Source organism: Streptomyces sp. Q2, assembly GCF_056820935.1.
The window spans coordinates 114,153-136,296 of the sequence record NZ_JBXEJE010000023.1 but is presented as its reverse complement, the minus strand read 5'-3'; the positions used below and the strand labels follow the sequence as shown (position 1 = coordinate 136,296).

Here is a 22,144-nt window from a genome sequence, read left to right as displayed (position 1 = left end):
GGCCGCTGGTTGAAGAGGCGGCGGCCCCTGGTGCGGCGGGGTTCAGCGGACGCTGACGTCCAGTGCCCCGAGTCCCGCCCCGCGTACGGCGATCGACCCGTACGGCGTGCGCAGCCTGAGCCATGCGCCCGACGAGAACAGCGCCAGCGGCGCCTCGTCGGGCGCACGCGTGTCCGCGGGCACGGCCGGACGCAGGAACCCCAGCGACTGGGCGGCGTGCACGGCCCGAACCGGCAGCCCGGTGTCCCCGACCGTCCGGGACCAGATCTCCCGCCCGATCCGGTCGAGTTCGGCCCTCGTACGCTCCTCGGGCCCCAACTCCTGCGTACGCGACCGGAATTCGGCGATCACGGCGGCGACCATCGCCCGCAGGGCGTCCGGCTCCGGCAGTCCCGCGCGGACCCGCCACCCGCCGCGCGGCGGCAGCACCCCGGCCCACGGCGGCCCGGTCACCGCCTCCGGAACGCCGACGGTGACCGCGGCCTCGTCGACGGACTCCAGAAACTCGCCCGCGGACACGGTCACGTCGAGCGTGACGTCGAGCCCGTCCTCGTACGGCTTGGCGAGCCGCACCGTGCGGATCGCCAGGACCTCGAAGGACGGCGGCCGTCCGAAGACGGCGAGCGCGGTGCCGGCCGCCTGGACCCGCACCGCGGCCCCACGGTCGTAGTGGAGCAGCCGGGAGAGGAAGGCCGCGAGATCCGCCGCCTCCCCCTCGTCGGCGAGGTGGAGCACCGTCATGCGGCGACGGCCTCCTCCTCGGCGGAGTCGTCACCCCGGTCGTCGCGGTACTCCTCCAGGAACTCACGCTCCTGAGCGGTGAGCCGGCGCGGCCGCTGCGCCTCGAAGTCGAACGGCACGATCACCGTCGAGGCCTGGACGTAGACCTGGTCCGGGTCCTTGACCTCGTACACGATCGTGAAGGACGCCGCCCTTATCTCCGTGATCCACAACTCGATGTCCACCGGCGTGTGCCGGTGGACCAGCTGCCGCTTGTAGTCGATCTCATGGCGCGCCACCACGGACCCCTGCTTGAAGTCCTTGTCCGGGCGGAACAGGAAGTCGATACGGGCTTCCTCCAGGTAGCGGAGGAAGACCACGTTGTTGACGTGGCCGTACGCGTCCATGTCCGCCCAGCGCAGCGGGCAGCGGTAGATGTGCCGCAAGATCAGCCCCGGGTCAGCTTCTTGTAGGTGGCGCGGTGCGGACGCGCGGCGTCCGCGCCCAGCCGCTCGATCTTGTTCTTCTCGTACGACTCGAAGTTGCCTTCGAACCAGAACCACTTGGAGTCACCCTCGTAGGCGAGGATGTGCGTGGCCACCCGGTCCAGGAACCACCGGTCGTGGGAGACGACCACGGCCGCGCCCGGGAACTCGAGCAGCGCGTTCTCGAGGGAGGACAGGGTCTCCACGTCGAGGTCGTTCGTCGGTTCGTCGAGGAGCAGCAGGTTGCCGCCCTGCTTGAGGGTGAGCGCGAGGTTCAGGCGGTTGCGCTCACCACCGGAGAGGACACCGGCGGCCTTCTGCTGGTCCGGGCCCTTGAAGCCGAAGGCGGAGACGTAGGCCCTCGACGGCATCTCGACCTGGCCGACGTTGATGTAGTCGAGCTCGTCCGAGACGACGGCCCACAGCGACTTCTTCGGGTCGATGTTCTCGCGGCCCTGGTCGACGTAGGCGATCTTGACGGTGTCGCCGACCTTGATCGTGCCGGAGTCCGGGGTCTCGAAACCCTGGATCATCTTGAAGAGCGTGGTCTTGCCGGCGCCGTTCGGACCGATGACACCGACGATCCCGTTACGCGGCAGCGTGAACGAGAGATCGTCGATGAGGACCTTGTCGCCGAAGGCCTTGCTGAGGTTGTTGACCTCGACGACCACGCTGCCCAGACGCGGGCCCGGCGGGATCTGGATCTCCTCGAAGTCCAGCTTGCGCATCTTGTCCGCCTCGGCGGCCATCTCCTCGTAGCGCGACAGTCGCGCCTTGGACTTGGCCTGACGCCCCTTGGCGTTGGACCGCACCCAGTCGAGCTCTTCCTTGAGCCGCTTGGCGCGCTTGGCGTCCTTCTGACCCTCGACCTTGAGGCGGGAGGCCTTCTTGTCGAGGTACGTGGAGTAGTTGCCCTCGTACGGGTGGGCGCGGCCGCGGTCCAGCTCGAGGATCCACTCGGCGACGTTGTCGAGGAAGTACCTGTCGTGGGTCACGGCGACGACGGTGCCGGCGTACTTCGCGAGGTGCTGCTCCAGCCACTGCACGGACTCGGCGTCCAGGTGGTTGGTGGGCTCGTCGAGCAGCAGCAGGTCAGGAGCCTCGAGCAGCAGCTTGCACAGCGCCACGCGTCGACGCTCACCGCCGGAGAGGTTGGTGACGGGCCAGTCGCCGGGCGGGCAGCCCAGGGCGTCCATGGCCTGCTCCAGCTGCGTGTCCAGGTCCCACGCGTTGGCGTGGTCCAGGTCGTCCTGGAGCTTGCCCATCTCCTCCATGAGCGCGTCCGAGTAGTCGGTCGCCATGAGCTCGGCGACCTCGTTGAAGCGCTTGAGTTTGCCCATGATCTCGGCGGCGCCGTCCTGCACGTTCTCCAGGACCGTCTTGGACTCGTCGAGCGGCGGCTCCTGAAGGAGCATGCCGACGGAGTAGCCGGGCGACAGGAAGGCGTCACCGTTGGACGGCTGCTCGAGCCCGGCCATGATCTTGAGAACGGTGGACTTACCGGCACCGTTAGGACCGACCACACCGATCTTCGCGCCGGGCAGGAAGCTCAGCGTCACGTCATCAAGGATCACCTTGTCGCCGTGCGCTTTGCGCGTCTTGCGCATGGTGTAGATGTACTCAGCCAAGAGAAACCGTCCGGCAGCTTGAATTCTGGCAGTGGGCAGATACACCCCATCTTGCCTGACGGCTACCCCTCGAAGGAAACGCGTTCGGTCGGGGGGCCGTGACCTGGACGTTCGCCGACCGCGGGAGTAGCCGACCTGTCACCGGGCGTCGTGGCCAGTCGCCGCCACCCCCGGCTTCGTCCGGACACGGCCACCGAAGCGGCCCTCAGCAGGGGCACCCGGTCAGATTTCCAGTGCACTCAGTTCGCGCCGAAGAACGACACGAGCAGCCCGGGTCGCGTCTCCGTGTGCCTGCCTTGCCGTCTGGTAGCTCGCCGACGTCAGCGTGCTACCGGCGGCGAGTATCTCGCGTACGTCTCGCAGCGAGTGATACGAGGCGTCGATCGCCGACATCACCGCGTCGCTCGCTGTGAGGATCAGCCGTTCACGTGCCTCATCACATCCCGACGCCTGGAACTGTTGTCGGATCTTGGCTGCTCTGGCCTGCGGACTCGCATGGTCCTCGTCAGCAGCCAACCGCATGGCCTCGTGCGCCCTCCGAAGGGAGATGAGACAGTCCACGTACAGGTTCCGGCGGTCCTGCAGCCTGTTGTCCCTGATGGTGCGCCGCCAACGCACGTGTTCGCCGATCAAGGTGGCCCCCACTCCCAGTACAGCCCCAAGTCCCGTCCCCACCAGCGTCGTCCACTCCACGGCAGGGATCGTGCCATAGGGCGACACCGCGTCTACGCGCCGGACAGTCGCCGAGGTACCGCTCCAAGCGGAAGCGCACCTCGGCGGGCCTGCCATCGAGGCCCGGGTGCATCAGATCCGACCAGACGAGGGTCGCCGAAGCACTACTGGTCCCGCGTCGGCGTCTTCTCCCTGCCCACCAGCAGCAGCGCCGCGCCGCCGATCACCACGAGGGCGATGGCCGTGCCGGCGATCACCGGGGTGGCGTTGGAGCCGCCGGTTTCGGCGAGGTTCACGTCACTGGCGGTGCCGCCGACCGTCGCGGGGCTCGGCTCGCTCAGGGTCTGGGCCGCGTCGCCACCGGTCTCGCTGCCCTGGGTGCGGCAGTCCAGGACGCCGGTGAAGCGCTGCTCGAGGCCGGCCGGACCCGTGATCGTGAAGTCGTACGCCTGGTCCTCCTGGAGCGGGATCGTCACCGTCTGGGTCTCGCCCGCCGGGATGCTGTGCTCGAGTCCCATGAGTTCGAAGGTGAACGTCTCGTCGCCCACGTTGGCCGCGGTGATGTCCAGGCCACCCTTGGCGCAGTTCTTCGTCGCGGACAGGGCCGGTATCGCGCCCTCCTTCGCCCAGGCCGCGCCGGCCGTCGCGGAGACCGTCGACTCGCTGGAGCCGGCCAGGATCTGCGTCTGGCTGCGGCTCTCGGAGGCGAAGGCGCGGCCCACCGGCACGGTGGTCGAGGCCTGCACGGTCAGCTCGGCCGAGCCGGCCGTCGCGTCCTCGGGCACGTCGATGAAGAGCTGGCTCCCGTTCACCGCGGACGTGATCGCCTTGCCGTCCTTGCCGACGATCCGCACTCCGCTGGTGGCGGCGTCCGTCGGCGGTGTCACGGTCACGCCGGCCGCGTTGGTGTGCACCGTGACCGGACCGAGCAGCTCTCCGGGGTGGCCGGAGACCGCGGGCGGGTCGAGCGTCAGGGACGCCTGGGGCTCCGCCACGTTCCGGGCGCTCTTCTCCAGGTGGTCCGCGAGCTTCTCGGCCTGCGGGTCGACGGCGTCGACGTCCGCGCCGTCCGAGTAACGCCAGATGGCCACCTGGGTGCCGGCCGCCGCGTCCTCCTCGGTGAAGCCGCCGCCCACACCCGCCGCCGCCGCGAGCGCCGCGAGATCGTTGACCTGCGGATAGGAGTTCTGCAGGATCCAACGGATCTTGCCGGCGTTCCTGTTGGCGCCGAGCGAGGTGCCGCTCCACGGGGTCTCGTGGTACCTGGCGTCCCGCTGCGTGGGGTTGTGCAGGTCGACGCAGTAGGTCTGCAGGGTGCCGCCGCCCTCGACGGACATCTCGAACAGGCCCGCCGACACCGTCAGGTCTCCGGTGTCGCCGTGTATGACGGCGTCGCCGTACGTCTTCATTCCGCCTATCGTCGCGGTCGCCCCGCTCTGGCTCTGTGCCGTCTCGTCGGCGGACGCCGTGCCCGCGCCGGACAGCACGCCGGCGGCGACGAGTGCGGACATCAGCGCGGCGGCGACGAGGCGGGCCGCGCCTCGCCTGCGCACCGACGGCGCGGAGGACGAAGAAAACACAGAATTCCCCTTCGAGCAGGACCCGTTGACGTGGGGGGTGCGGTCCCACCAGCAGAAACAGAAACCCCGAGAGCCTACGTTCGGCATCCTAGGTACCTGGCGCACCGCGCTTCCCGGGGATGCCGTCGGTCAACCGATCCGACTCGGAATCGTTATCGCCAGGACCACACCCGAACAGGGCTTATCGACAAATCCACCTGCGTTGTGCGGTGCGCATTCACCGATAAGCCGCAGTTCGGTCAGCTCCGGCGAACGGCTGACGTCACGTCACCACAGCGGGTTCCGCCCGCCGTTGGGCATCCGGCTCGGCGGGCGGTGTCTCCCAGTTGGGCTCGGGTTGCGCCGGGGCGCCCGCAGCCGACGTGTCCGGCCTTGGGGTGCGTCGGAAGGCCGAGGTACCACGGGCGAGATCGTGGCCGATGGCCAGCGCGTCGATGTCGGCCGACGTCCAGCTCTGCCCCTCGCGTACGTCCGAGCGGACCTTCAGCCTGCCCTGCACGACGACGGGGTCGCCCACGTCGAGCGACGCCGTCACGTTGGTGGCGAGCTGCCGGTTGGCCCACACCGTGAAGAAGTTGGTGTGGCCGTCGGTCCACGTGTTCTTCTCGCGGTCCCAGTACCGCGAGGTCACCGCCAGCCGGAAGCGCGCCGACGCGCCCGACGCCAGCTCCCGGAACACCGGCCGCGTCGCCACGTTGCCCACCGCGCAGATGACCGTCTCGTTCATCTCGATCCCCACCCTCTCCCGGCCGCTCACGCGCCGGACGGATACGCCGACGGGCCCGTCCCGTACGGCTGCGTCTGCCGCGGCGACCGCGTCCGCCGCGATCGCCGTGAGGCCAGACTGCCTCCGTCGGGCCGAGCCCGCTGAGCGCTGTGGACCACTGCCCGGCTGTGGACAACTCCGCCACCCGAACGAGGGACCCCACCCCGAACCACCGTTGTCTCAGGCCCCGGCGCGAACCACCGTTGTCTCAGGCCCCGGCGCCCCGAACCACCGTTGTCTCAGGCCCCGTCGGCCGGGATCACCGTGCCGCCGCCACTCCCATGACCCGCCCGTACTGCTCCCGCACCTCCCGGTAGCGCAGCAGTTCCGCCGCCACCGGATCCAGCACCCGGGCTCGCCCGCATCCGGCGGACGCCTCCCTGAGCCGCCGCTCCGCCTCCAGTCCGTACCGCCGCGCGGGCCCACGCGCCGCCATCCGGCAGCTCCACTCGACCAGCGGGCCGCCGATGATGCCGGCCACCATCAGCAGCACCGGCACGCCCAGGTTCGGCGACATGAACCCGACGATCTGGCCCAGCAGCCACAGACCCCCGATGACCTGAAGGATCGTCATGGACGCCTGGGCGAACACGGCCGCCGGCCACCAGCCCGGCCGCGGCGGCCGTCCCGGCGGCAGTCCCGCCCGCACCGCCAGCTCGTCCAGCGCCTCGGGCAGCCCCTGCGCACCGCGTACGGCGGCCTCGCGCACCGCCTGTCCCCAGGGTGCGGGCAACCCGGCCGACGCCCGGTCGGCCAGTGTCCGCACCGCCTGTTCGACCCGCTGGCGGGCCGTGACCTCCTCGTCGGCCTGGGAACGCGACGGCAGCCGCCCGGTGGAAGGTTCGAACCGGTCCTCGTACCACCGCCACAGCCGCAGCCAGGGCGTCCCACAGGCGCGGTTGGCGTTGCGCAGCCACGCACGCTCGGCCGCCTCGCCCGCCGCGGTGGCGCCCACGGCCTCCGCGAGCCGGGCGGCGAACTCGTCCCGCGCCTGCTCGCTGAGCCCGGTCCGCCGGCCCGTGGCGTAGACGGGCCGCAGCCGCCACCCGGCGGCCTCCACGTCCGCCGCGATACGCCGAGCCGGCGCCCCGCGTTCCGCCACGAACTGGCCGAGTGCCTCCCGCAGTTCCCCGATACCGTCCCCGGTGAGCGCCGACAGGGCGAGCACGGTGGCGCCCGGTTCGCCGTACTCGCCGAGCACGATCCCGTCCTCGTCGAGCAGCCGCCGCAGATCGTCGAGGACCTGCTCGGTGGCTTCCCCGGGCAGCCGGTCGATCTGGTTGAGGACGACGAACATGACCTCCGCGTGGCCCGCCATGGGCCGCAGATAGCGCTCATGGAGGACGGCGTCGGCGTACTTCTCCGGGTCGACGACCCAGATGACCGCGTCGACGAGCGCCAGGACGCGGTCCACCTGCTCACGGTGCTGTACGGCGGCCGAGTCGTGGTCGGGCAGGTCCACCAGGACGAGCCCGCGCAGCTGTGCCTCGGCCTCGGCGCTCTGCACGGGCCGCCGCCGCAGCCGCCCCGGGATGCCGAGCCGGTCGATGAGGGCGGCCGCGCCGTCGCTCCAACTGCACGCGATGGGCGCGGCGGTGGTGGGCCGTCGTACGCCCGTCTCCGAGATGTTCACTCCGGCGAGCGCGTTGAACAGCTGCGACTTGCCGCTGCCCGTCGCGCCCGCGATGGCGACGACGGTGTGCTGCCCGGACAGCCGCCGGCGCGTCGTCGCCTCGTCCAGGACCCGGCCCGCCTCGGCGAGGGTCCTGCTGTCGAGCCGCGTACGGGACAGCCCCACCAGCTCGCGCAACGCCTCGAGCCGGGACCGCAGCGCCCCGTCGTACGCCAGCTCGGGCGGTGCCTGCGGAGGGGACGGCCGGGCCTCCACGACGGTGACGTGCTGCGCGGCGGTCTCCTCGGTGACCCTTCGCGCGATCAGCCCGTCGTCCCAGGCGCTGTCGGAGTCCGTACGACCGGAGGCGCCCGTACGGCTCGCGGAGTGGCCGTCCTTCACGGGCGCGTGCCGGTCGCCGGAGCGCCCTTCGGGTTTGCCGGGATCTTTGGGCACCTCGGATGCTCCTGGTTTCTCGGACTCCTCCGAATCCGCGGACTCCCCGGGCTCCCCGGACTCCCCGGACCCCTTGGGAGCCGCCTTCTCGGCGGGCTCGTCCGCGGTGCCCCCGCCTGCCGAATCGGCCTCTCCAGAGTGATCGGGATGGTGTTCGCTTTCGGGCGTGCCCTCTTCGGAGCCGGCGTTCTCGGGACGCTCGTCGTCCTGACGACCCGCGTCACCCGCATCGTCCGTATGCTCCGTGTGGTCGTGGTCTGTGACGGCGGTCACCGGTCACCTCTCCTTCTGCAGTACGGACAGCGCGGCGATGAGTTCGGCCTGCGGTTCGGGGTGGACGTCCAGGGCGTCGAGTGGGGCGAGGCGGCGCTCGCGTTCGGTGTGCATGATCCGGTCCAGGTGGTCGGTGAGCAGCCGGCCGCCGCGGTCGCGCAGCCGCAGCGCGCCGTGCGCGCCGATCCGCTCGGCGAGTCCCTCGCCGGCCGACCGCGCCCGGCGGCCGCCCAGCAGGGCGGTGGCGACGAGGGCGGCGACGAGTTCGGGGGAGGGCGCGACGCTCCGGTCGAGGCCGTTCACCTCCTCCTCCGCGCACTCCTCCAGCTCCCGCCGCCACCGCCGCACGGCCAGTCCGATGCGGTGCTCGGCGCCTTCCGCGGACGTGTCACGGCCTGTCAGTTCCGGTGCGTCCGCGGCCGGTTCGCGTCGCCAGGCCTCGTCGACGCGCTCGTCGGCGGCGGTGACGGCGCACAGCAGGAGCGTGCCGAGGCTCTCCGCGAGGGCGTCGAGGAGTTCCTCGGCGGTGCAGTCGAGCGGGAAGGCCCGCCAGCGCTTCAGTGCGTCGCCGGCGAGTACGGCACCCGCCTGCAGACGGCCCCGTACGCGCGCGTGCTCGCTGTCGTACGCCCCCTCGACGGCTGCGGTGAGCCGCAGCGCGGCCGCGTACTGTGCGGCGGCGGCGCTCGCCAGCTCGGGCATCCGGGCCTTGAGCGAGTCGAGGACGCCGTACGCGGTACGGGCCATCGCGTGCTGCCGGGCCACCTGGTCCTGCGCCTGATGGAGGAGCCAGGTCCGCAGCGGCGCGACGGCGGTGGCCGGCAGGAGCCCGCCGCCCCACGCCGACTCGGGCAGTTCCGGCACGGTGAAGCGGGGTACGTCGCCAAGGCCGGCCTTGGTGAGCAGCGCGCCGTACTGCCGTGAGACCTCGGAGACGACCTGGTGGGGCACCCGGTCGAGCACGGTGACGAGCGTGACGTTGTACTCCTTGGCGGTGCGCAGCAGATGCCAGGGCACGGCGTCGGCGTACCGGGCCGCCGTGGTGACCATGACCCAGATGTCGGCCGCGCAGATCAGTTCGGCGGCGAGGACACGGTTGTCGGCGACGAGGGAGTCGACGTCGGGGGCGTCGAGGAGGGCGACGCCGGGCGGGAGGGTGTCGGCGGTCTCGATGCGCAGGACGCGCGTGGGATCCTCGCCGGGCAGCAGGAGTTCGTCCGTCTGTTCCCGGTGGGGCACCCACACGCGCGTGAGGTCGGGCAGCACCCGCATCCCGCTGAACCAGTGATGGTCCTCCGGATGGCAGACGAGCACGGGGGTCCGGGTGGTCGGCCGCAGCACGCCCGCCTCGCTGACCCGCCGTCCCACGAGCGAATTGACGAGGGTCGACTTTCCCGCACCGGTGGATCCGCCGATGACGGCCAGCAACGGCGCTTCGGGTTCCCTCAACCGGGGCACCAGATAGTCGTCGAGCTGGGCAAGCAGTTCGTCGCGGTTGGCACGCGCGCGTAGAGCCCCCGCCAGGGGCAGCGGGAAGCGTGCGGCGGCGACACGGTCGCGCAGGGCGGAGAGTGCGTCGAGCAGCTGAGGCCGTACGTCCAAGGTCACCACATGCGAAGAATGCCCAATTTTAGGGGAATTCTGAAGCATATGAGCATGTCTGCGCGCCGACGGAACACAAGGGGCGGAAGGGACGACTGGGACACGGGCACAGTCAAGGCATAACGAGTGCACAACACCCGATGCACAAGCAGCCAAAAGGGATGCATGATTCGCACCTGCCTGCGATTATCAGGACCGCTTCACCGAACCTCCACATCGAGCCACGGAGGCGAAGCAACAGGGACAAGGACGCGGGAGCCCTATCCTTGTCCCCGGCAACGTCACGGAACGGCCCACACCCGGGCGCACCCACGACAGAGGCCACCACACCCGGCCCCCGTAGCTCAGTGGATAGAGCAGGCGCCTTCTAAGCGCTTGGCCGCAGGTTCGAGTCCTGCCGGGGGCGCCTATCCTCGCCCTTCCTCCGGGAGGGTGTTTTTGCTGGTCAGACCATGTAACGCTCGACACGCAGCAGCCCCGGGCACTCCCCCGATGATCAAGGGAAGGCTCCAAGCTGTCAGGCTGTCAGGCTGTCACCGGGTTATCGCGGTGACTGTGGGCGCAACTCTCCGACCGTCCACCCTTCGGGGGGCCTTCGCCATGCCCCATTCGGGAAGTTCCCGCCCGAAGCCTCTGCACACCGCCTGGGTGAGCGTCCCATCCGCCGACTGTCGCCTGCCGCTCATCGTCCCGGCCGTACGGGGGATTCCCGAACCGCCGTCGGCGCGTTTGCCGCCCCGCGGGGCATCCCTTGACGGAACGGAAGGGAGACATGATGCCGCTCTACCTATCGAGGTTCAGTTACACGCCGGAGACTTGGGCGAGGCTCATTGGCCACCCGGAGGACCGCGCACAGGCCGCTCAGTCGTACATCGAGTCCGTCGGCGGGAAGCTCCATGGCTTCTGGTACGCCTTCGGCACGCACGACGGCTACAACCTGTGGGAGGCGCCGGACAACGTGTCCATGGCCGCGGCTGCGCTGGCGATCAGCGGAGGCGGCGCACTCAGCTCGTTCGAGACGACTGTTCTTCTGACCGTTGAAGAAACGCTGACGGCCCTGCGCACAGCGGAGCAGGTCCAGTACCGGGCTCCTGGCTCGTAATGGTCCAGATCTGTTACAGCACGCCATGAACCATGCTCGCCCCACGCTGTGCGCGTCACCGGCGGACGGGATGGGGGCTGGGGTGAGTGGTGAGTAGCGGTGTGGCTTGGGCTACGAGGTCGGAGAACCTCAAGGCAGCACGACCGGAGTTCCCCTCGAAGGTGGCAATCGCAGATTGCGTCGCCCCTACGAACTGGGGGGAGACGCTACGGGACGCGGGTTACCACAGCGGACGGCTCTACCTCTCCCCTGCTCGGGGCGCGGCGGAGTTCCTGGAGCTACCGACCGCTCTGACACCGGCCCGTCAGGGCAGCTGTGCCGTCGAGCTGCCGACGTTCCGGGCTTTCCTGCGTGACGTGGGTGTCGGCAATCCCCGGAACCGCGGAACCGCGGAACCGCCGGGCCGCGGAACTGCCGGGCCGCCGGGCCGCCGCAACCGCCCGTGTACCGTCGCGTCACCGACGAGACGGGAGAGACGACGTGCGACTTCGCTGTGCGGTGCTGGACGACTTCCAGGGGATGGCGACCCGATTCGCCGACTGGTCGGTGATCGAGGGGGAGGTGGAGGTGGTGGCACTGCGCGAGCACCTCGCCGACGAGGACGCCCTCGCCGCGGCCCTCGCGGACGTCGACATCGTGGTCACCCTGCGCGAACGCGTGCCCTTCACGGCCTCGCTGTTCGCCCGACTACCCCGGCTGCGGCTGCTCGTCGCCTCCGGAATGCGCAACACGGTCATCGACTACGCCGCCGCCGAGGCGAACAGCGTCACCGTCTGCGGCACGGCCAGCTCCTCCACCCCGCCCGTCGAACTGACCTGGGCCCTGTTGCTCGGCCTCGCCCGCCAGATCGTCGAGGAGAGTAACGCCCTGCGCTCCGGCGGCCTCTGGCAGCAGACGGTCGGCGCCGACCTGCACGGCCGCCGCCTCGGACTGCTCGGGCTGGGCAAGATCGGCAGCCGGGTGGCGCAGGTGGGGCTCGCCTTCGGCATGCAGGTCAGCGCCTGGAGCCAGAACCTCACCCAGGAGCGCGCCGACGAGGTGGGCGTCGACCTCGCCCCCTCCAAGGAGGCGCTGCTGGCGTCCAGCGATTTCGTCTCCGTCCACCTGGCCCTCGGTGACCGCACCCGCGGCCTTCTGGGCCCCGCCGAACTCGCCCTGATGAGACCGACCGCGTACCTGGTCAACACCTCCCGCGCGGCCATCGTCGACCAGGACGCCCTGCTGTCCGCGCTGCACGAGGGCCGTATCGCGGGCGCCGCCGTCGACGTCTTCGACACCGAGCCCCTCCCGGCCGACCACCCCCTGCGCACCGCCCCTCGCCTGCTGGCCACTCCCCATCTCGGCTACGTCTCCCGGGACAACTACGCGACGTACTACGGCCAGGCCGTGGAGAACATCCGGGCCTACCTGTCGGGCCACCCGGTACGACGGCTGCCCTGACGGCCGACCGGCCGGTCACACGGCGGTCGCTACGCGTACCGGTAGATCCCGCTGTGGTCCTGCAGTTCCTCCGGTGTCACGTCCCACGGCGGCATCTTCTCCTGCCGTGCGACGACCCTGCCGTGCTGGGCGTCGCCCGCGGCGAGCGGTCTCGCGGGGAGGTAGCGGGCGTTCGGGTGCCGCCGCTGCCAGCGGGACCACAGGAGGTCGACGAAGGCGTGGTGCATCCAGAAGACGGGGTCGTTGGCGGAGGCGCCACCCACCATCTGGCCGCCGACCCAGCGGTGAACCCGGTTGTGGTTGCGCCACGAGGCGGCGCCCCTTCCCGGTCCCCACCCCTCCAGTTTGTTGCGGAACCCCTTGGCGGACGTGGAGTTCCACGGCGCCGTGTCGTAGACGGGATCGGCGAGGGCCCCCGCCACGTCCCTGGCCGTCGGCAGTGCGATGGGTTTCTGGGAGCGTCCCAGGTCACGCTGGAGGAACGGCGTGTCGGTGAATCCCACCTTGATGGTCCACTTGCCGTTGCGGTGAGCGAAGGGGCCGGTCATGACCTGGCGGTCGGACCTCCGCCCGGTGCCGCCGAGCAGGTCACCGGTCCACGGTGCGGCCTTCGGAGTGCGATCACGCGTCCAGTCCCAGTACGGGACGGTCACCGCATCGTCCACGCGGCGCAGTGCCCGCTCCAGGTCCAGCACGAACCTGCGGTGCCAGGGCAGGAAGGAGGGCGCCATGTGCGCGGTGCGCAGACCGTGTTCGCCGTCGGGCTTGTAGTACTCGATGTGCGTGCGTACGAACTCGTCGTACTCACCGCGGCGTTTGATCTCGAGCAACGCGGTGATGAGCCGACGCCGCTCGGCACGGGTGAGCGTACTGACGTCCTTACGCGTGTACACCACTGCGATGATCCCCCTCGAATCCTGTGCGGCCGCCCGCCGCACCGCTGCCGTTCGTGCGGCCGCCACTGTCGCCCGGCGTGCCGAGCCCCTCGGTGGGGCCGAGTTCGTCGACGGCCGCGCGCGCGGCGGCGAGCGGGGTCGGATAGGACTGGTAGTGGTCGACCATGGTCATCCAGCTGCCGTCCGCCCGACGCATCAGGTGCAGCGGCCGTCCGTCCACGGTGACCTGCCACCCGCCGGAGCCGTCGTCTCCGGACCCGCCGACGCGGCGTCTGACGCCGACTACACGACGCCGGCGATATGTCTCCTCGAACCCCTCCGCCGGCACGACCGACCCCGACGCCGTCAGGACCGGTGAGAGCGCCACCCCGGCCCCTGACGCCAGCAGTCCCAGCAGTACCCGCCTGCGGCCCGGAGAACACGTTTGGTTGGTGATTGAGGTCACCGCGGCACTGTACCGACGCGCCGGAACGCGCCCGTACGTTCCCTCACCCGAGCGGCCTATTCGTACACACACGACCACACGAATGAGGGATTCCACTTTCGCCGTCCCTTGAGTTACCAGAGGGAATTGCGGCACGGTACCAGGCGAAATCGAGGAAGGGCATACACCCCCGCTTTTCACGTCCACGGACAACACCAAAGGCCGACTCAACCGGGCGCGGAATCGGCCTGTTCGGAACGACACCCTGCAGCGCCGGTAAAGGACATCGCGACCGGGAAAAACCTCAGCTGTGCAGCGGAGGACCGTCCAGCGACTTACCGCCGGCCAGTCCCTTGGCCGCGCCCCGCACCGTGTTCAGCGGCGAGTCCTTCTTCTTGATGTCGAGCCCGTCCAACTTCCGCACCGACCCCTTCCGGGCAGGACCCCTGGTGAGGGTGCTCGCCACGGTGTCGACGGTGGTGAGCACCCTCACGTCAGCGGCGTTCTGGGCCAACGCGAACGCGGCAGCACCGGCAATGACCAGGGATCCGGCGACGACGGCGGCAGACGTCAGAGACTTCATCGCGTTCCTTTCCTCGGCCGCGTACGCAGCCGGGGGAAATTTCTGAACCGGTGCCCACCGACCCGCGACCGGTCCGGTAACTCCGCACGCAGGGTCGCCGACTCCTCATGCGAGATTTTCAAGGGGCCGGATCTCCCAGCGGGATCCACCTCTCCTTCACCATTCCGACACGCTCGCCAGGTTTCGTCTGCTCATATCCATGAGCGGCTAGAGTTGCGCACCTCTCCACGCGCCCTCACGGCACCCACTTCGCCTTCGTACGCCCTCTGACACTGCAATTTTTTCCGAAAGGGAAACGCCGATCATGCGCAATTCTCTTGTCCCGCTGATGCACCGCGTGACGGCAGGCGCTCTTGTCCTCGTCGGGAGTTGGGCATCCGTCGGCGCCCAGGCGACCGCGGCCACGGCCCCGCCCTCACCGGAGGCGAGCCGCGTCGCGTTCGCCGAGCGGTACCGCGCACTGCAGCACGGCGGCATCGTGCGCGCGGCCAACACCTCCATCAGCTGCCGTACGACAGGGGCGGTCCCAAGACCTCCGCAGTCGACGGTGCACGGCTGCCCGGCCGCCCGCGCGGGCGAGGCCGGTGTGAACGGCCACTTCGACACGGACTACATCGACATCGACCGCGACCCGAACACCTACAACTCCTCCCAGGCGGAGGTCCGGCTGCCCAAGGGCTCCCGGGTCAGTTACGCACGGCTGTACTGGGGCGGCAATCTGCGCGTCGGCGAGCAGAAGCCGCCGAAGGACAATGGGCGGGTGCTGATCGCCGAACCCGGCGGGGAGTACAAGGAGGTTCTCGCGGACACGGTCGTCGGCCACCGGGTGGCGAACGGCGCCGACGCCTTCCAGGCCTCGGCGAACGTGACGAAGCTGGTGCGGGAGAGCAGGCCGGGTCTGTACACCGTGGCGCAGGTCAACGTGGCGGGGGGCAGGTCGGCGGCCGGCGCGTGGGGCGGCTGGACGCTGGTGGTGGCGTACCGGAACCCGGCGGCGCCCCTGCGGCACCTCGCCCTCTGGGACGGCTTCGACACGCTGAAGCACGGTGCGGGGCAGGAGATCCGGCTGTCGCGGCTGCGCTTCCCCGCCGGCGCGGGCGGCCGCGCGGGTCTGGTCACATACGACGGAGACCGCGGCGTCACCGGCGACACGCTCACCCTCCGGACCACCCGGGCTGGTACGCACGGTCAGCGCCCTCGCACCACGGTCACCCCCCTCACCAACTCCTCCAACCCGGTCGCCGACGTCCTGAACTCCACGATCAGCCAGCCCGGGACGGCCGCGCCCAAGCGTGTCCCGGCGTACGCCAACACCCTCGGCTACGACTCCGATGTCCTCGATCTCGGCCGCGGTCTGCGCAAGGGCGGCAACCAGCTGGCCTTCCGGCTGGAGTCGCAGCGGGACGTGGTGTGGGCCGGCGCGCTCTTCATCGCCGTCGACGCCCAGCAGTGAGACGCGTCCGCCGCCGTCCCGAGCACCACCCCGAGCGAGGACATCGCGCATGCATCGGTCACCGACCCTCTCCCGGCCGCGGGTCCTCCACCTTGCCCAGCCCGTGGAAGGCGGTGTCGCCCGCGTCGTGACGAACCTGGTACGGGCGCAGCTCGCGGGCGGCCTGGCGGTGACGACGGCCTGCCCCGACGGCACCCTCTCCGTCGGACTCAGGTCGCTCGGCGCCGACGTACGGCACTGGCACGCCACGCGGTCGCCGGGTCCGTCGCTCGTCCGGGAGGTGCGGCACCTCGCCCGTCTGATCGACGAGGTGCGCCCCGATGTCGTGCACGCCCACAGCGCGAAGGCCGGGCTCGCCGGGCGGCTCGCCGTGCGGGGGCGGATCCCCACCGTGTTCCAGCCACACGCCTGGTCCTTCGAGGCGGTCGGCGGGGTCGCCTCGGCACTCGCGTTGACGTGGGAGCGGTGGGGGGCGCGTTGGGCCTCGCGGGTGGTGTGTGTGAGCGAGGCGGAGCGCGCCACCGGGGTGCGCGCCGGAATCGACGGACGGTGGAGCGTCATCCCCAACGGTGTGGACACCCGGCGCTTCCATCCCGCCCCGGCCGGCACCGTACGAACCGGCCTGGAGCCGTTGCACGGGGTCGATCCCGCCGCACCGCTCGTCGTCTGCGTGGGGCGGCTGTGCCGCCAGAAGGGGCAGGACGTCCTCCTGACGGCGTGGAGGGCCGTCGCCCCCAGGGTGCCCGGCGCGCGTCTCGTGCTGGTCGGAGATGGGCCGGACCGCGACCGGCTGCGGGCGCGGGCGCCGAAGTCCGTGCTGTTCGTGGGAGCCGTCGCCGAGACCTCCCCCTGGTACCAGGCCGCGGATCTGGTCGTTCTGCCGTCCCGCTGGGAGGGTATGGCGCTGGCCCCGCTGGAGGCGATGGCCTGCGGGCGGCCGGTGGTGGTCGCGGACGTCGACGGTGCCCGCGAAAGCCTGCCGTTCTCTGTCACCGCGCGGTGCCTGGTCCCGCCCGAGAACCCGGTGGTGCTGGCCGGGGCTGTGGCAGAACTGCTGCTCGACCCGCCGCTGCGCGAGTCTCTCGGCCACCGGGGGCTCCGACACGTGCTGTCCACACATGACGTGCGGCACACCGCCGAGGCGGTCGCGGAGGTCTATCGCGACCTGATCGGCGCATGGCCCGCAGGGCGCGTCGCGCCCATCGAGCACAGGGAGCCCCTCCACTCGTGACCGCGGAAAGCACCGTCCCCTCCCCCGGCGCACAGCCCCGGGAACACGGATTCTCGCCCGTATCGCTCCTGCCGCCGCAGGCCACCGCCCCGGGCGGCCGGTTCCCCGCCCACAGGCCGCCGCCACGGCCCACCTCGCCGGTGCCGCTGCTCGTCGTGGACGGCGCGGCCGCCCTGCTGGGCGCCCTGACCCTGCCCGGACCACAGCTGCGCCCGCTCCCCGTCACGCTGCTGCTCGCCGCGTCACTGCTGCTGGGGGCGCCCCGCGCACACCCCCCGGTGCCAGGCGTCCTGCCCGAGCTGCCGACCGTCTGCGGCCGGACCGCAGTGGCCTGGCTCGCGCTCGCGGCACTGGTGGCGGCATACCGGCCGGACCATGCGCTGTCCGCCCGCACCCTGCTGGCGGGCTTCGCCGTGCAGGCGGCGGCGGGCTGCGCGCTGCGCGCCGCCGAGTACGCGAGGTGGCGCGCCGTACTCTTGCGCCACCCGTGCACCGCTCTCGTCATCGGCCCGGCGGAGGCCGCGCAGCGCGTGGCCGCCGCCGTGCTGCGGCATCCGTCGTGCGGGATGCGGCCCGTGGGAATCGTGGCGGACCGCTCGGACGGTACGGAGGGCCTGCCGGTGCTGACGACCGGGGAGGAAGTCGAGCGGGCGGTCATCCAGAACGGGGTACGGGCGGTGCTGGCCGTCCATCCGTCCGTGCGGACCCGACAGGGACCACTGCTGCGCACGCTGGCCGAGGCGGGATGCGAGGTATGGGAGGTCGACGCGGGCGCTCCGTCGTACGCGAGACAGGAGCGGCTGGCCGGGTTCCCCTGCCGGCGTCTGGAGATGACCGCCGCGCGCCGCGGCAGCGTGGGCAAGCGGACGCTGGACATCCTCGTGTCCGGAACACTGTTGCTGCTGGCTGGCCCCCTGCTGCTGGCGTGCGCGGTGGCACTGCGGATCAGCGACGGGCCCGGCGTGGTGTTCCGGCAGCAGCGCATCGGCAAGGACGGGCGTCCGTTCACGCTGCTGAAGTTCCGCACGCACCGCCCGGTCGACGCGCACGAGGCGGCGACCCGGTGGAGCGTGGCGGACGAGAACGAGATGCGCGGGCTGTGCCTCATGCTGCGGCGCACCTCGCTCGACGAACTGCTCCAGTTGTGGAACGTTCTCCGGGGCGACATGAGCCTGGTCGGCCCGCGCCCCGAACGGCCTTACTTCGTCGCGCAGTTCAGGCAGACCTACCCCGGTTACGCGGACCGCCACCGCGTGCGCACCGGCATCACCGGGCTCGCCCAGGTCCACGGGCTGCGTGGCGACACCTCGATCGAGGACCGCTGCCGGTTCGACAACGCCTACATCGACAACTGGTCGCTGTGGCAGGACGTCTGCATCCTGCTGCGTACCGCGGCCACGCTCGTGCGTCCGACGGGGAGCTGAGAGCCGTGCGCCTCGCGCTGACGCCGCTCCCGCGCCGGGGCACCTCCCTGCCACCGGTCCTGCCCGTGATGGCCGTGATCGGCCTGCTGGCACTGCCGACCACCCCGGACGGCGCGGGTCCCGCCGACGCGATGTCCGGGCTGGCGGTGCTGTACTGCGCGATCCGTCTCGTACGGGACCGGCGGCGCCCCTTGTCGCGTACGGCCGCCGTGGTGCTGGGTCTGCCGGTCGTCGGGCTGGCCGTCGCCGCCATGGGGGCACTCTCACCCTGGGCCGGTGTCACCGGCATGGGCCGCTGTCTGCAGGTCTTCGTGCTCGTTCCGGCGGCGGTCCTGCTACTGATCCGCCACCGGGGTGACTTCCGCGTGCTCACCTGGTCGTTGGTGGGGCTCGCCCTGTGGCAGGGGGCCGTCGGAGTGCACCAGTACGTCACCCGGACCGGCGCCTCCTACCGGGGCGAGCACATCCGCGCCGTCGGCACCTTCGGGCCCCAGGAGGTCATGAGCATGGCGACAGTGGTCGCCGTCGGCCTGGTGTGCGCGGTCGGTCTGGCGCTCGGCCGGACCTCCCCGCGACAGCGGTGGGTCGCCGTCGGGTGCGCGCTCGTCCTGCTGGCGCCGCTCGCGCTGTCCTTCAGCCGGGGCGCGTGGATCGCCACGGCCGTGACCTGTGCGGCGCAGCTGGCGCTGGCCGGGCTGCGGCGCGCGCTGAGGACGGCCGCGGCCGTGGCCGCCGTGGGCGTGATCCTGGTGGGCGGCCTCGGCGTCGGCACGGCGATGCTGCAGGAGCGGATCGACAGCATCACGCGGGTCACCGACGCTCCCGACCAGTCCGTCGTCGACCGGTTCGCCCTGTGGGCGGCCGCGACCGGCATGTGGCGCGACCACCCGGTCACCGGCGTCGGACTGAAGGGCTTCCCCGAGTACCGGGACGGGTACGCTTCGCCGGCGCTGTCAGCGGCCAGCGACACGGAGGGCGCGGGGTCGGCGTACCGCAGACAGCCGCTCCTGTCGCCGCACAACATGTATCTGCTGGTGCTCAGCGAGCAGGGCCTGATCGGCCTGTCGGCACTCGCCGGGAGCTGGCTGGCGTTGCTGGTGGGCGGGCTGCGGCGCCTGTCGCGGACGCGGGCGTCACAGGGGCCCGGCCTGGACTGCGCGCTCGTCGCCTGCGGACTGCTGGTCTGGCAACTGACCGACTTCCTGTACGCCGACATCGGCGGCCCCTCCACCGTGCTGACCGGGGTGTGCTTCGGGCTGGCGGCCTGGTGGGCGCTGGCCGGACACGGCGAGAGGGCGGGCTCGGCGTCTGTTCCGGCGCCGCGGAGCGTCGAGGAGGCCGTGGCGCGATGACGATGACGCCGCCGCGGAGCCCACGGACTGAGCGCGCTTCCGCTTCCACATCCGCATCCGGGACCGAGCGTGCGGCCCTGCCCGCGGCGCGGGCCTCGGACAGCACCGACCTCACCGCGGTCTCCCGGAGCTTCCTCGCCAAGGCCACCCTGATCACGGCGTCGCTGTCGATCGCCGGGGCACTGCTCGGCCTGGTGCGCGACCAGGCGCTGGCCCGGATGTTCGGGGCGGGCAGCGAGACGGACGCCTTCCTGATCGCGTGGACCGTGCCGGAGTTCGCCTCCACGCTGCTCATCGAGGACGGGCTGGCCTTCGTGCTGATCCCGGCGTTCAGCATGGCCCTGGCCCGACGCGCCCAGGGCGCCCCCGGAGATCCGGTCCGCTCCCTGGTGATCGGTACTCTGCCCCGTCTGTCCCTCGGTTTCGTCGCCGTGTCCGCGCTGGTCGCCGCCGGGGCCCCGTACCTGGTCGGGGCCCTGGCGCCCGGCCTGCCCGATCCCCGTCTCGCCGTCGACTGCACCCGGCTGACGGCGATCTGCGTGCCGGCCTTCGGGCTCGCCGGGTACTGCAGCGCGGTCCTGCGGGCACATCGGCGCTTCCTGGCCGCCGCGACGATCTACGTCGCCTACAACACCGGCATCATCGCCACGATGTCCCTGCTCGGCAAAGACTGGGGCGTACGATCGGCCGCGGCCGGGGTCGCGGTCGGCGGCTGCCTCATGGTGGTGGTCCAACTTCCCTCGCTGTGGCGGCAGTTGAAGAGTCGTACGCCCGCGTCCGGCGATGCCGTGGTCGAGGCAGGCCCGATGCGCCTCTCCCTGCTGGGCGCCGTTCTCCTCTTCGCCCTGTGCCGCCAGTCCCAGGTCCTGATCGAACGGTTCCTCGCCTCCACCCTTCCCTCCGGGGCCATCTCACACCTCAACTACGCGCAGAAGGTGGCCCAGATCCCCATGACGCTGTCGCTGATGCTGTGCACGGTCACCTTCCCGGTGATCGCACGGGCGCTCGCGGACGGCGACACGGAACGGGCCCGGACCCGTGTGGAGCGGGACCTGGCCCTGGCTTCCTGGCTGGTGCTCCTCGGCGCTTCCGCGGTGATCGCCTGCGCCTCGCAGATCACCGAACTCCTCTTCCAGCGAGGCGCGTTCACGGCGCGGGACACGGCGGCGACGGCGGGCGTGCTGCGTGTGTACGCCCTCGGGCTGCTCGGCCAGACCCTGGTGGGCGTCCTGATCCGCTCCTACTTCTCGGCGGGGCGGCCCACCTGGTATCCGGTCGGCGCCATGGCGGCAGGCATCATCGCGACCTCATGGATCGGGGTGGTGACCGTGGGCCCGTGGGGCGTGCCCGGTATCGCCGCCGCAAACGCCGCCGGCATCACCGTCACGGCGGCACTGCTGCTCGCCGGCCTCGCCGGCAAGCCCGGGCGCCGCGGCCCGCGCGGGGTCCCGATCCGTGTCCGGCAGGTGCTGGCCGAGCTGAGCCCGCCGCTACCGGCCGCAGCGGTCGCGACGGTGACGGGGGCGTTGGCCGCGAGTGGGCCCCAGTCCCCGGTGGCGGGCCTCCTGACCGGGTGCGTGACCGTGACCGCGGTGTTCCTCCCGCTCAGCCGGGCCCTGGGCACCGAGGGCTGCGCATCCGCACTCCATTCCGTACGTACCGTCACACGGAGGCTGACGCATGGCCGTTCCCGTTGATTCCCCCGTCACCGGCACAGTCCTCGCGGCGCGCCCCCGACTGGCCCCCTGGGTGGCGATGTACCACTCCGTGGGCGACTGCTCGGACGACCCGTACCGCATCACGGTCAGCCCCGAGCGGCTGGAAGGGCAGCTGGCCTGGCTGAGCCGACGCGGGCTGCGCGGTGTGTCCCTGCGTGAACTGTTCGCCGCCCGCGCCCGGGGGCGGCGAAGGGGCCTGGTCGGCCTCACCTTCGACGACGGATACGCCGACTTCCTCACCCACGCCCTTCCGGCGCTGCTGCGCTGGAACTGCGGCGCCACCCTCTTCGTCCTGCCCGGACGCCTCGGCGGCGTCAACTCCTGGGATCCTCTCGGTCCGCGCAAGCCGCTGCTGAGCGCGGACGGCATCCGGCGCGCGGCCGCCGAGGGCATGGAGATCGGCTCGCACGGGCTGACCCACGTCGATCTCACCCGGGCCGACGACGCCACCCTGAAGGCCGAGGTCGCCGACAGCAGGGCGCTGCTGGCGGAGCTGACCGGCGCTCCGGTCGACGGCTTCTGCTATCCCTACGGCACGGTCGACCGGCGCGCCGTCGCCGCCGTACGGGAAGCCGGGTACACCTACGCCTGCGCCATCGCTCCCGGCCCGTTGACCGGCCCGCACGCCCTCCCGCGGCTGCACATCGGCGAGAACGACACTGCCTGGCGGCTCCACCTCAAGCACCGGCTGCACCGGCTGCGCCGGCGCCCCGTGGCGGGTGTGTGA

Annotated in this window: 19 protein-coding genes and 1 tRNA gene; 9 read left to right on the top strand and 11 right to left on the bottom strand. The window is 71.4% G+C overall.

The genetic code is table 11. The annotated features are described in order from the left end of the window. Positions 1-42: 42 nt before the first annotated feature. From ACWBNA_RS25865 to ACWBNA_RS25830, 8 genes are all read right to left on the bottom strand, one after another. Positions 43-741, bottom strand: coding sequence for a DUF8185 domain-containing protein (locus ACWBNA_RS25865; RefSeq protein WP_482706902.1), 699 nt, complete (start codon positions 739-741; stop codon positions 43-45). Further along, positions 738-1,166 carry an acyl-CoA thioesterase gene (locus tag ACWBNA_RS25860; protein ID WP_482706901.1) on the bottom strand — a complete coding sequence of 143 codons (429 nt, stop codon included), beginning with the start codon at positions 1,164-1,166 and terminating at the stop codon, positions 738-740. The genes ACWBNA_RS25865 and ACWBNA_RS25860 overlap by 4 nt, the downstream gene beginning before the upstream one ends. Positions 1,167-1,168: 2 nt before the next feature. Beyond that, positions 1,169-2,833: an energy-dependent translational throttle protein EttA gene (ettA, locus tag ACWBNA_RS25855; RefSeq protein WP_482706900.1), complete on the bottom strand. Its 1,665-nt coding sequence runs from the start codon at positions 2,831-2,833 to the stop codon at positions 1,169-1,171. A 222-nt stretch (positions 2,834-3,055) separates the two neighbouring features. Next, positions 3,056-3,526 carry a hypothetical protein gene (locus tag ACWBNA_RS25850; RefSeq protein WP_482706899.1) on the bottom strand — a complete coding sequence of 157 codons (471 nt, stop codon included), beginning with the start codon at positions 3,524-3,526 and terminating at the stop codon, positions 3,056-3,058. A gap of 143 nt (positions 3,527-3,669) precedes the next feature. After that, positions 3,670-5,085, bottom strand: a complete 1,416-nt coding sequence (locus tag ACWBNA_RS25845; protein ID WP_482706898.1) for a Cys-Gln thioester bond-forming surface protein — start codon at positions 5,083-5,085, stop codon at positions 3,670-3,672. A 262-nt stretch (positions 5,086-5,347) separates the two neighbouring features. Further along, positions 5,348-5,812: a single-stranded DNA-binding protein gene (locus ACWBNA_RS25840; RefSeq protein ID WP_482706897.1), complete on the bottom strand. Its 465-nt coding sequence runs from the start codon at positions 5,810-5,812 to the stop codon at positions 5,348-5,350. A gap of 298 nt (positions 5,813-6,110) precedes the next feature. Next, on the bottom strand, positions 6,111-8,192 hold the full coding sequence (locus ACWBNA_RS25835; RefSeq protein WP_482706896.1) for a YfjP family GTPase: 2,082 nt from the start codon (positions 8,190-8,192) through the stop codon (positions 6,111-6,113). A 3-nt stretch (positions 8,193-8,195) separates the two neighbouring features. Next, positions 8,196-9,803: a dynamin family protein gene (locus tag ACWBNA_RS25830; RefSeq protein WP_482706895.1), complete on the bottom strand. Its 1,608-nt coding sequence runs from the start codon at positions 9,801-9,803 to the stop codon at positions 8,196-8,198. Between the two features lie 324 nt (positions 9,804-10,127). Between ACWBNA_RS25830 and ACWBNA_RS25825 the strand changes: the two genes are divergently transcribed. The 3 genes from ACWBNA_RS25825 (at position 10,128) to ACWBNA_RS25815 (ending at position 12,336) form a co-directional block, all read left to right on the top strand. Next, positions 10,128-10,200: transfer RNA gene (locus ACWBNA_RS25825), tRNA-Arg, on the top strand. A gap of 369 nt (positions 10,201-10,569) precedes the next feature. Continuing rightward, positions 10,570-10,896, top strand: coding sequence for a GYD domain-containing protein (locus ACWBNA_RS25820; protein ID WP_482706933.1), 327 nt, complete (start codon positions 10,570-10,572; stop codon positions 10,894-10,896). A 480-nt stretch (positions 10,897-11,376) separates the two neighbouring features. Continuing rightward, positions 11,377-12,336 carry a D-2-hydroxyacid dehydrogenase family protein gene (locus ACWBNA_RS25815; protein ID WP_482706894.1) on the top strand — a complete coding sequence of 320 codons (960 nt, stop codon included), beginning with the start codon at positions 11,377-11,379 and terminating at the stop codon, positions 12,334-12,336. 29 nt (positions 12,337-12,365) lie between these two features. On the opposite strand, the gene ACWBNA_RS25810 is transcribed toward ACWBNA_RS25815, so the two are convergent. From ACWBNA_RS25810 to ACWBNA_RS25800, 3 genes are all read right to left on the bottom strand, one after another. Continuing rightward, positions 12,366-13,232, bottom strand: a complete 867-nt coding sequence (locus ACWBNA_RS25810) for a tyrosinase family protein (RefSeq protein WP_482706893.1) — start codon at positions 13,230-13,232, stop codon at positions 12,366-12,368. Then, positions 13,216-13,677 (bottom strand): tyrosinase family oxidase copper chaperone, encoded by a 462-nt coding sequence (locus tag ACWBNA_RS25805; protein WP_482706892.1) that lies wholly within the window; start codon positions 13,675-13,677, stop codon positions 13,216-13,218. Before ACWBNA_RS25805 ends, ACWBNA_RS25810 begins: the two co-directional genes overlap by 17 nt. A gap of 283 nt (positions 13,678-13,960) precedes the next feature. Then, positions 13,961-14,239, bottom strand: coding sequence for a hypothetical protein (locus ACWBNA_RS25800; protein ID WP_482706891.1), 279 nt, complete (start codon positions 14,237-14,239; stop codon positions 13,961-13,963). A gap of 304 nt (positions 14,240-14,543) precedes the next feature. On the opposite strand from ACWBNA_RS25800, the gene ACWBNA_RS25795 reads away from it, so the two are divergent. From ACWBNA_RS25795 to ACWBNA_RS25770, 6 genes are read left to right on the top strand one after another with little or no spacing between them, the layout of a single operon-like run. After that, complete coding sequence (locus ACWBNA_RS25795) at positions 14,544-15,692, top strand: DUF3344 domain-containing protein (protein ID WP_482706890.1); 1,149 nt, start codon at positions 14,544-14,546, stop codon at positions 15,690-15,692. Between the two features lie 49 nt (positions 15,693-15,741). Further along, positions 15,742-16,923 carry a glycosyltransferase gene (locus tag ACWBNA_RS25790; RefSeq protein WP_482706889.1) on the top strand — a complete coding sequence of 394 codons (1,182 nt, stop codon included), beginning with the start codon at positions 15,742-15,744 and terminating at the stop codon, positions 16,921-16,923. Continuing rightward, positions 16,920-18,347 (top strand): exopolysaccharide biosynthesis polyprenyl glycosylphosphotransferase, encoded by a 1,428-nt coding sequence (locus ACWBNA_RS25785; RefSeq protein ID WP_482706888.1) that lies wholly within the window; start codon positions 16,920-16,922, stop codon positions 18,345-18,347. Before ACWBNA_RS25790 ends, ACWBNA_RS25785 begins: the two co-directional genes overlap by 4 nt. Before the next feature lie 5 nt (positions 18,348-18,352). Beyond that, entirely contained in the window at positions 18,353-19,699 is a 1,347-nt protein-coding gene (locus ACWBNA_RS25780; protein WP_482706887.1) for an O-antigen ligase family protein, read from the top strand. Then, entirely contained in the window at positions 19,696-21,396 is a 1,701-nt protein-coding gene (murJ, locus tag ACWBNA_RS25775) for a murein biosynthesis integral membrane protein MurJ (protein WP_482706886.1), read from the top strand. The genes ACWBNA_RS25780 and murJ overlap by 4 nt, the downstream gene beginning before the upstream one ends. After that, complete coding sequence (locus ACWBNA_RS25770) at positions 21,380-22,144, top strand: polysaccharide deacetylase family protein (protein ID WP_482706885.1); 765 nt, start codon at positions 21,380-21,382, stop codon at positions 22,142-22,144. The genes murJ and ACWBNA_RS25770 overlap by 17 nt, the downstream gene beginning before the upstream one ends.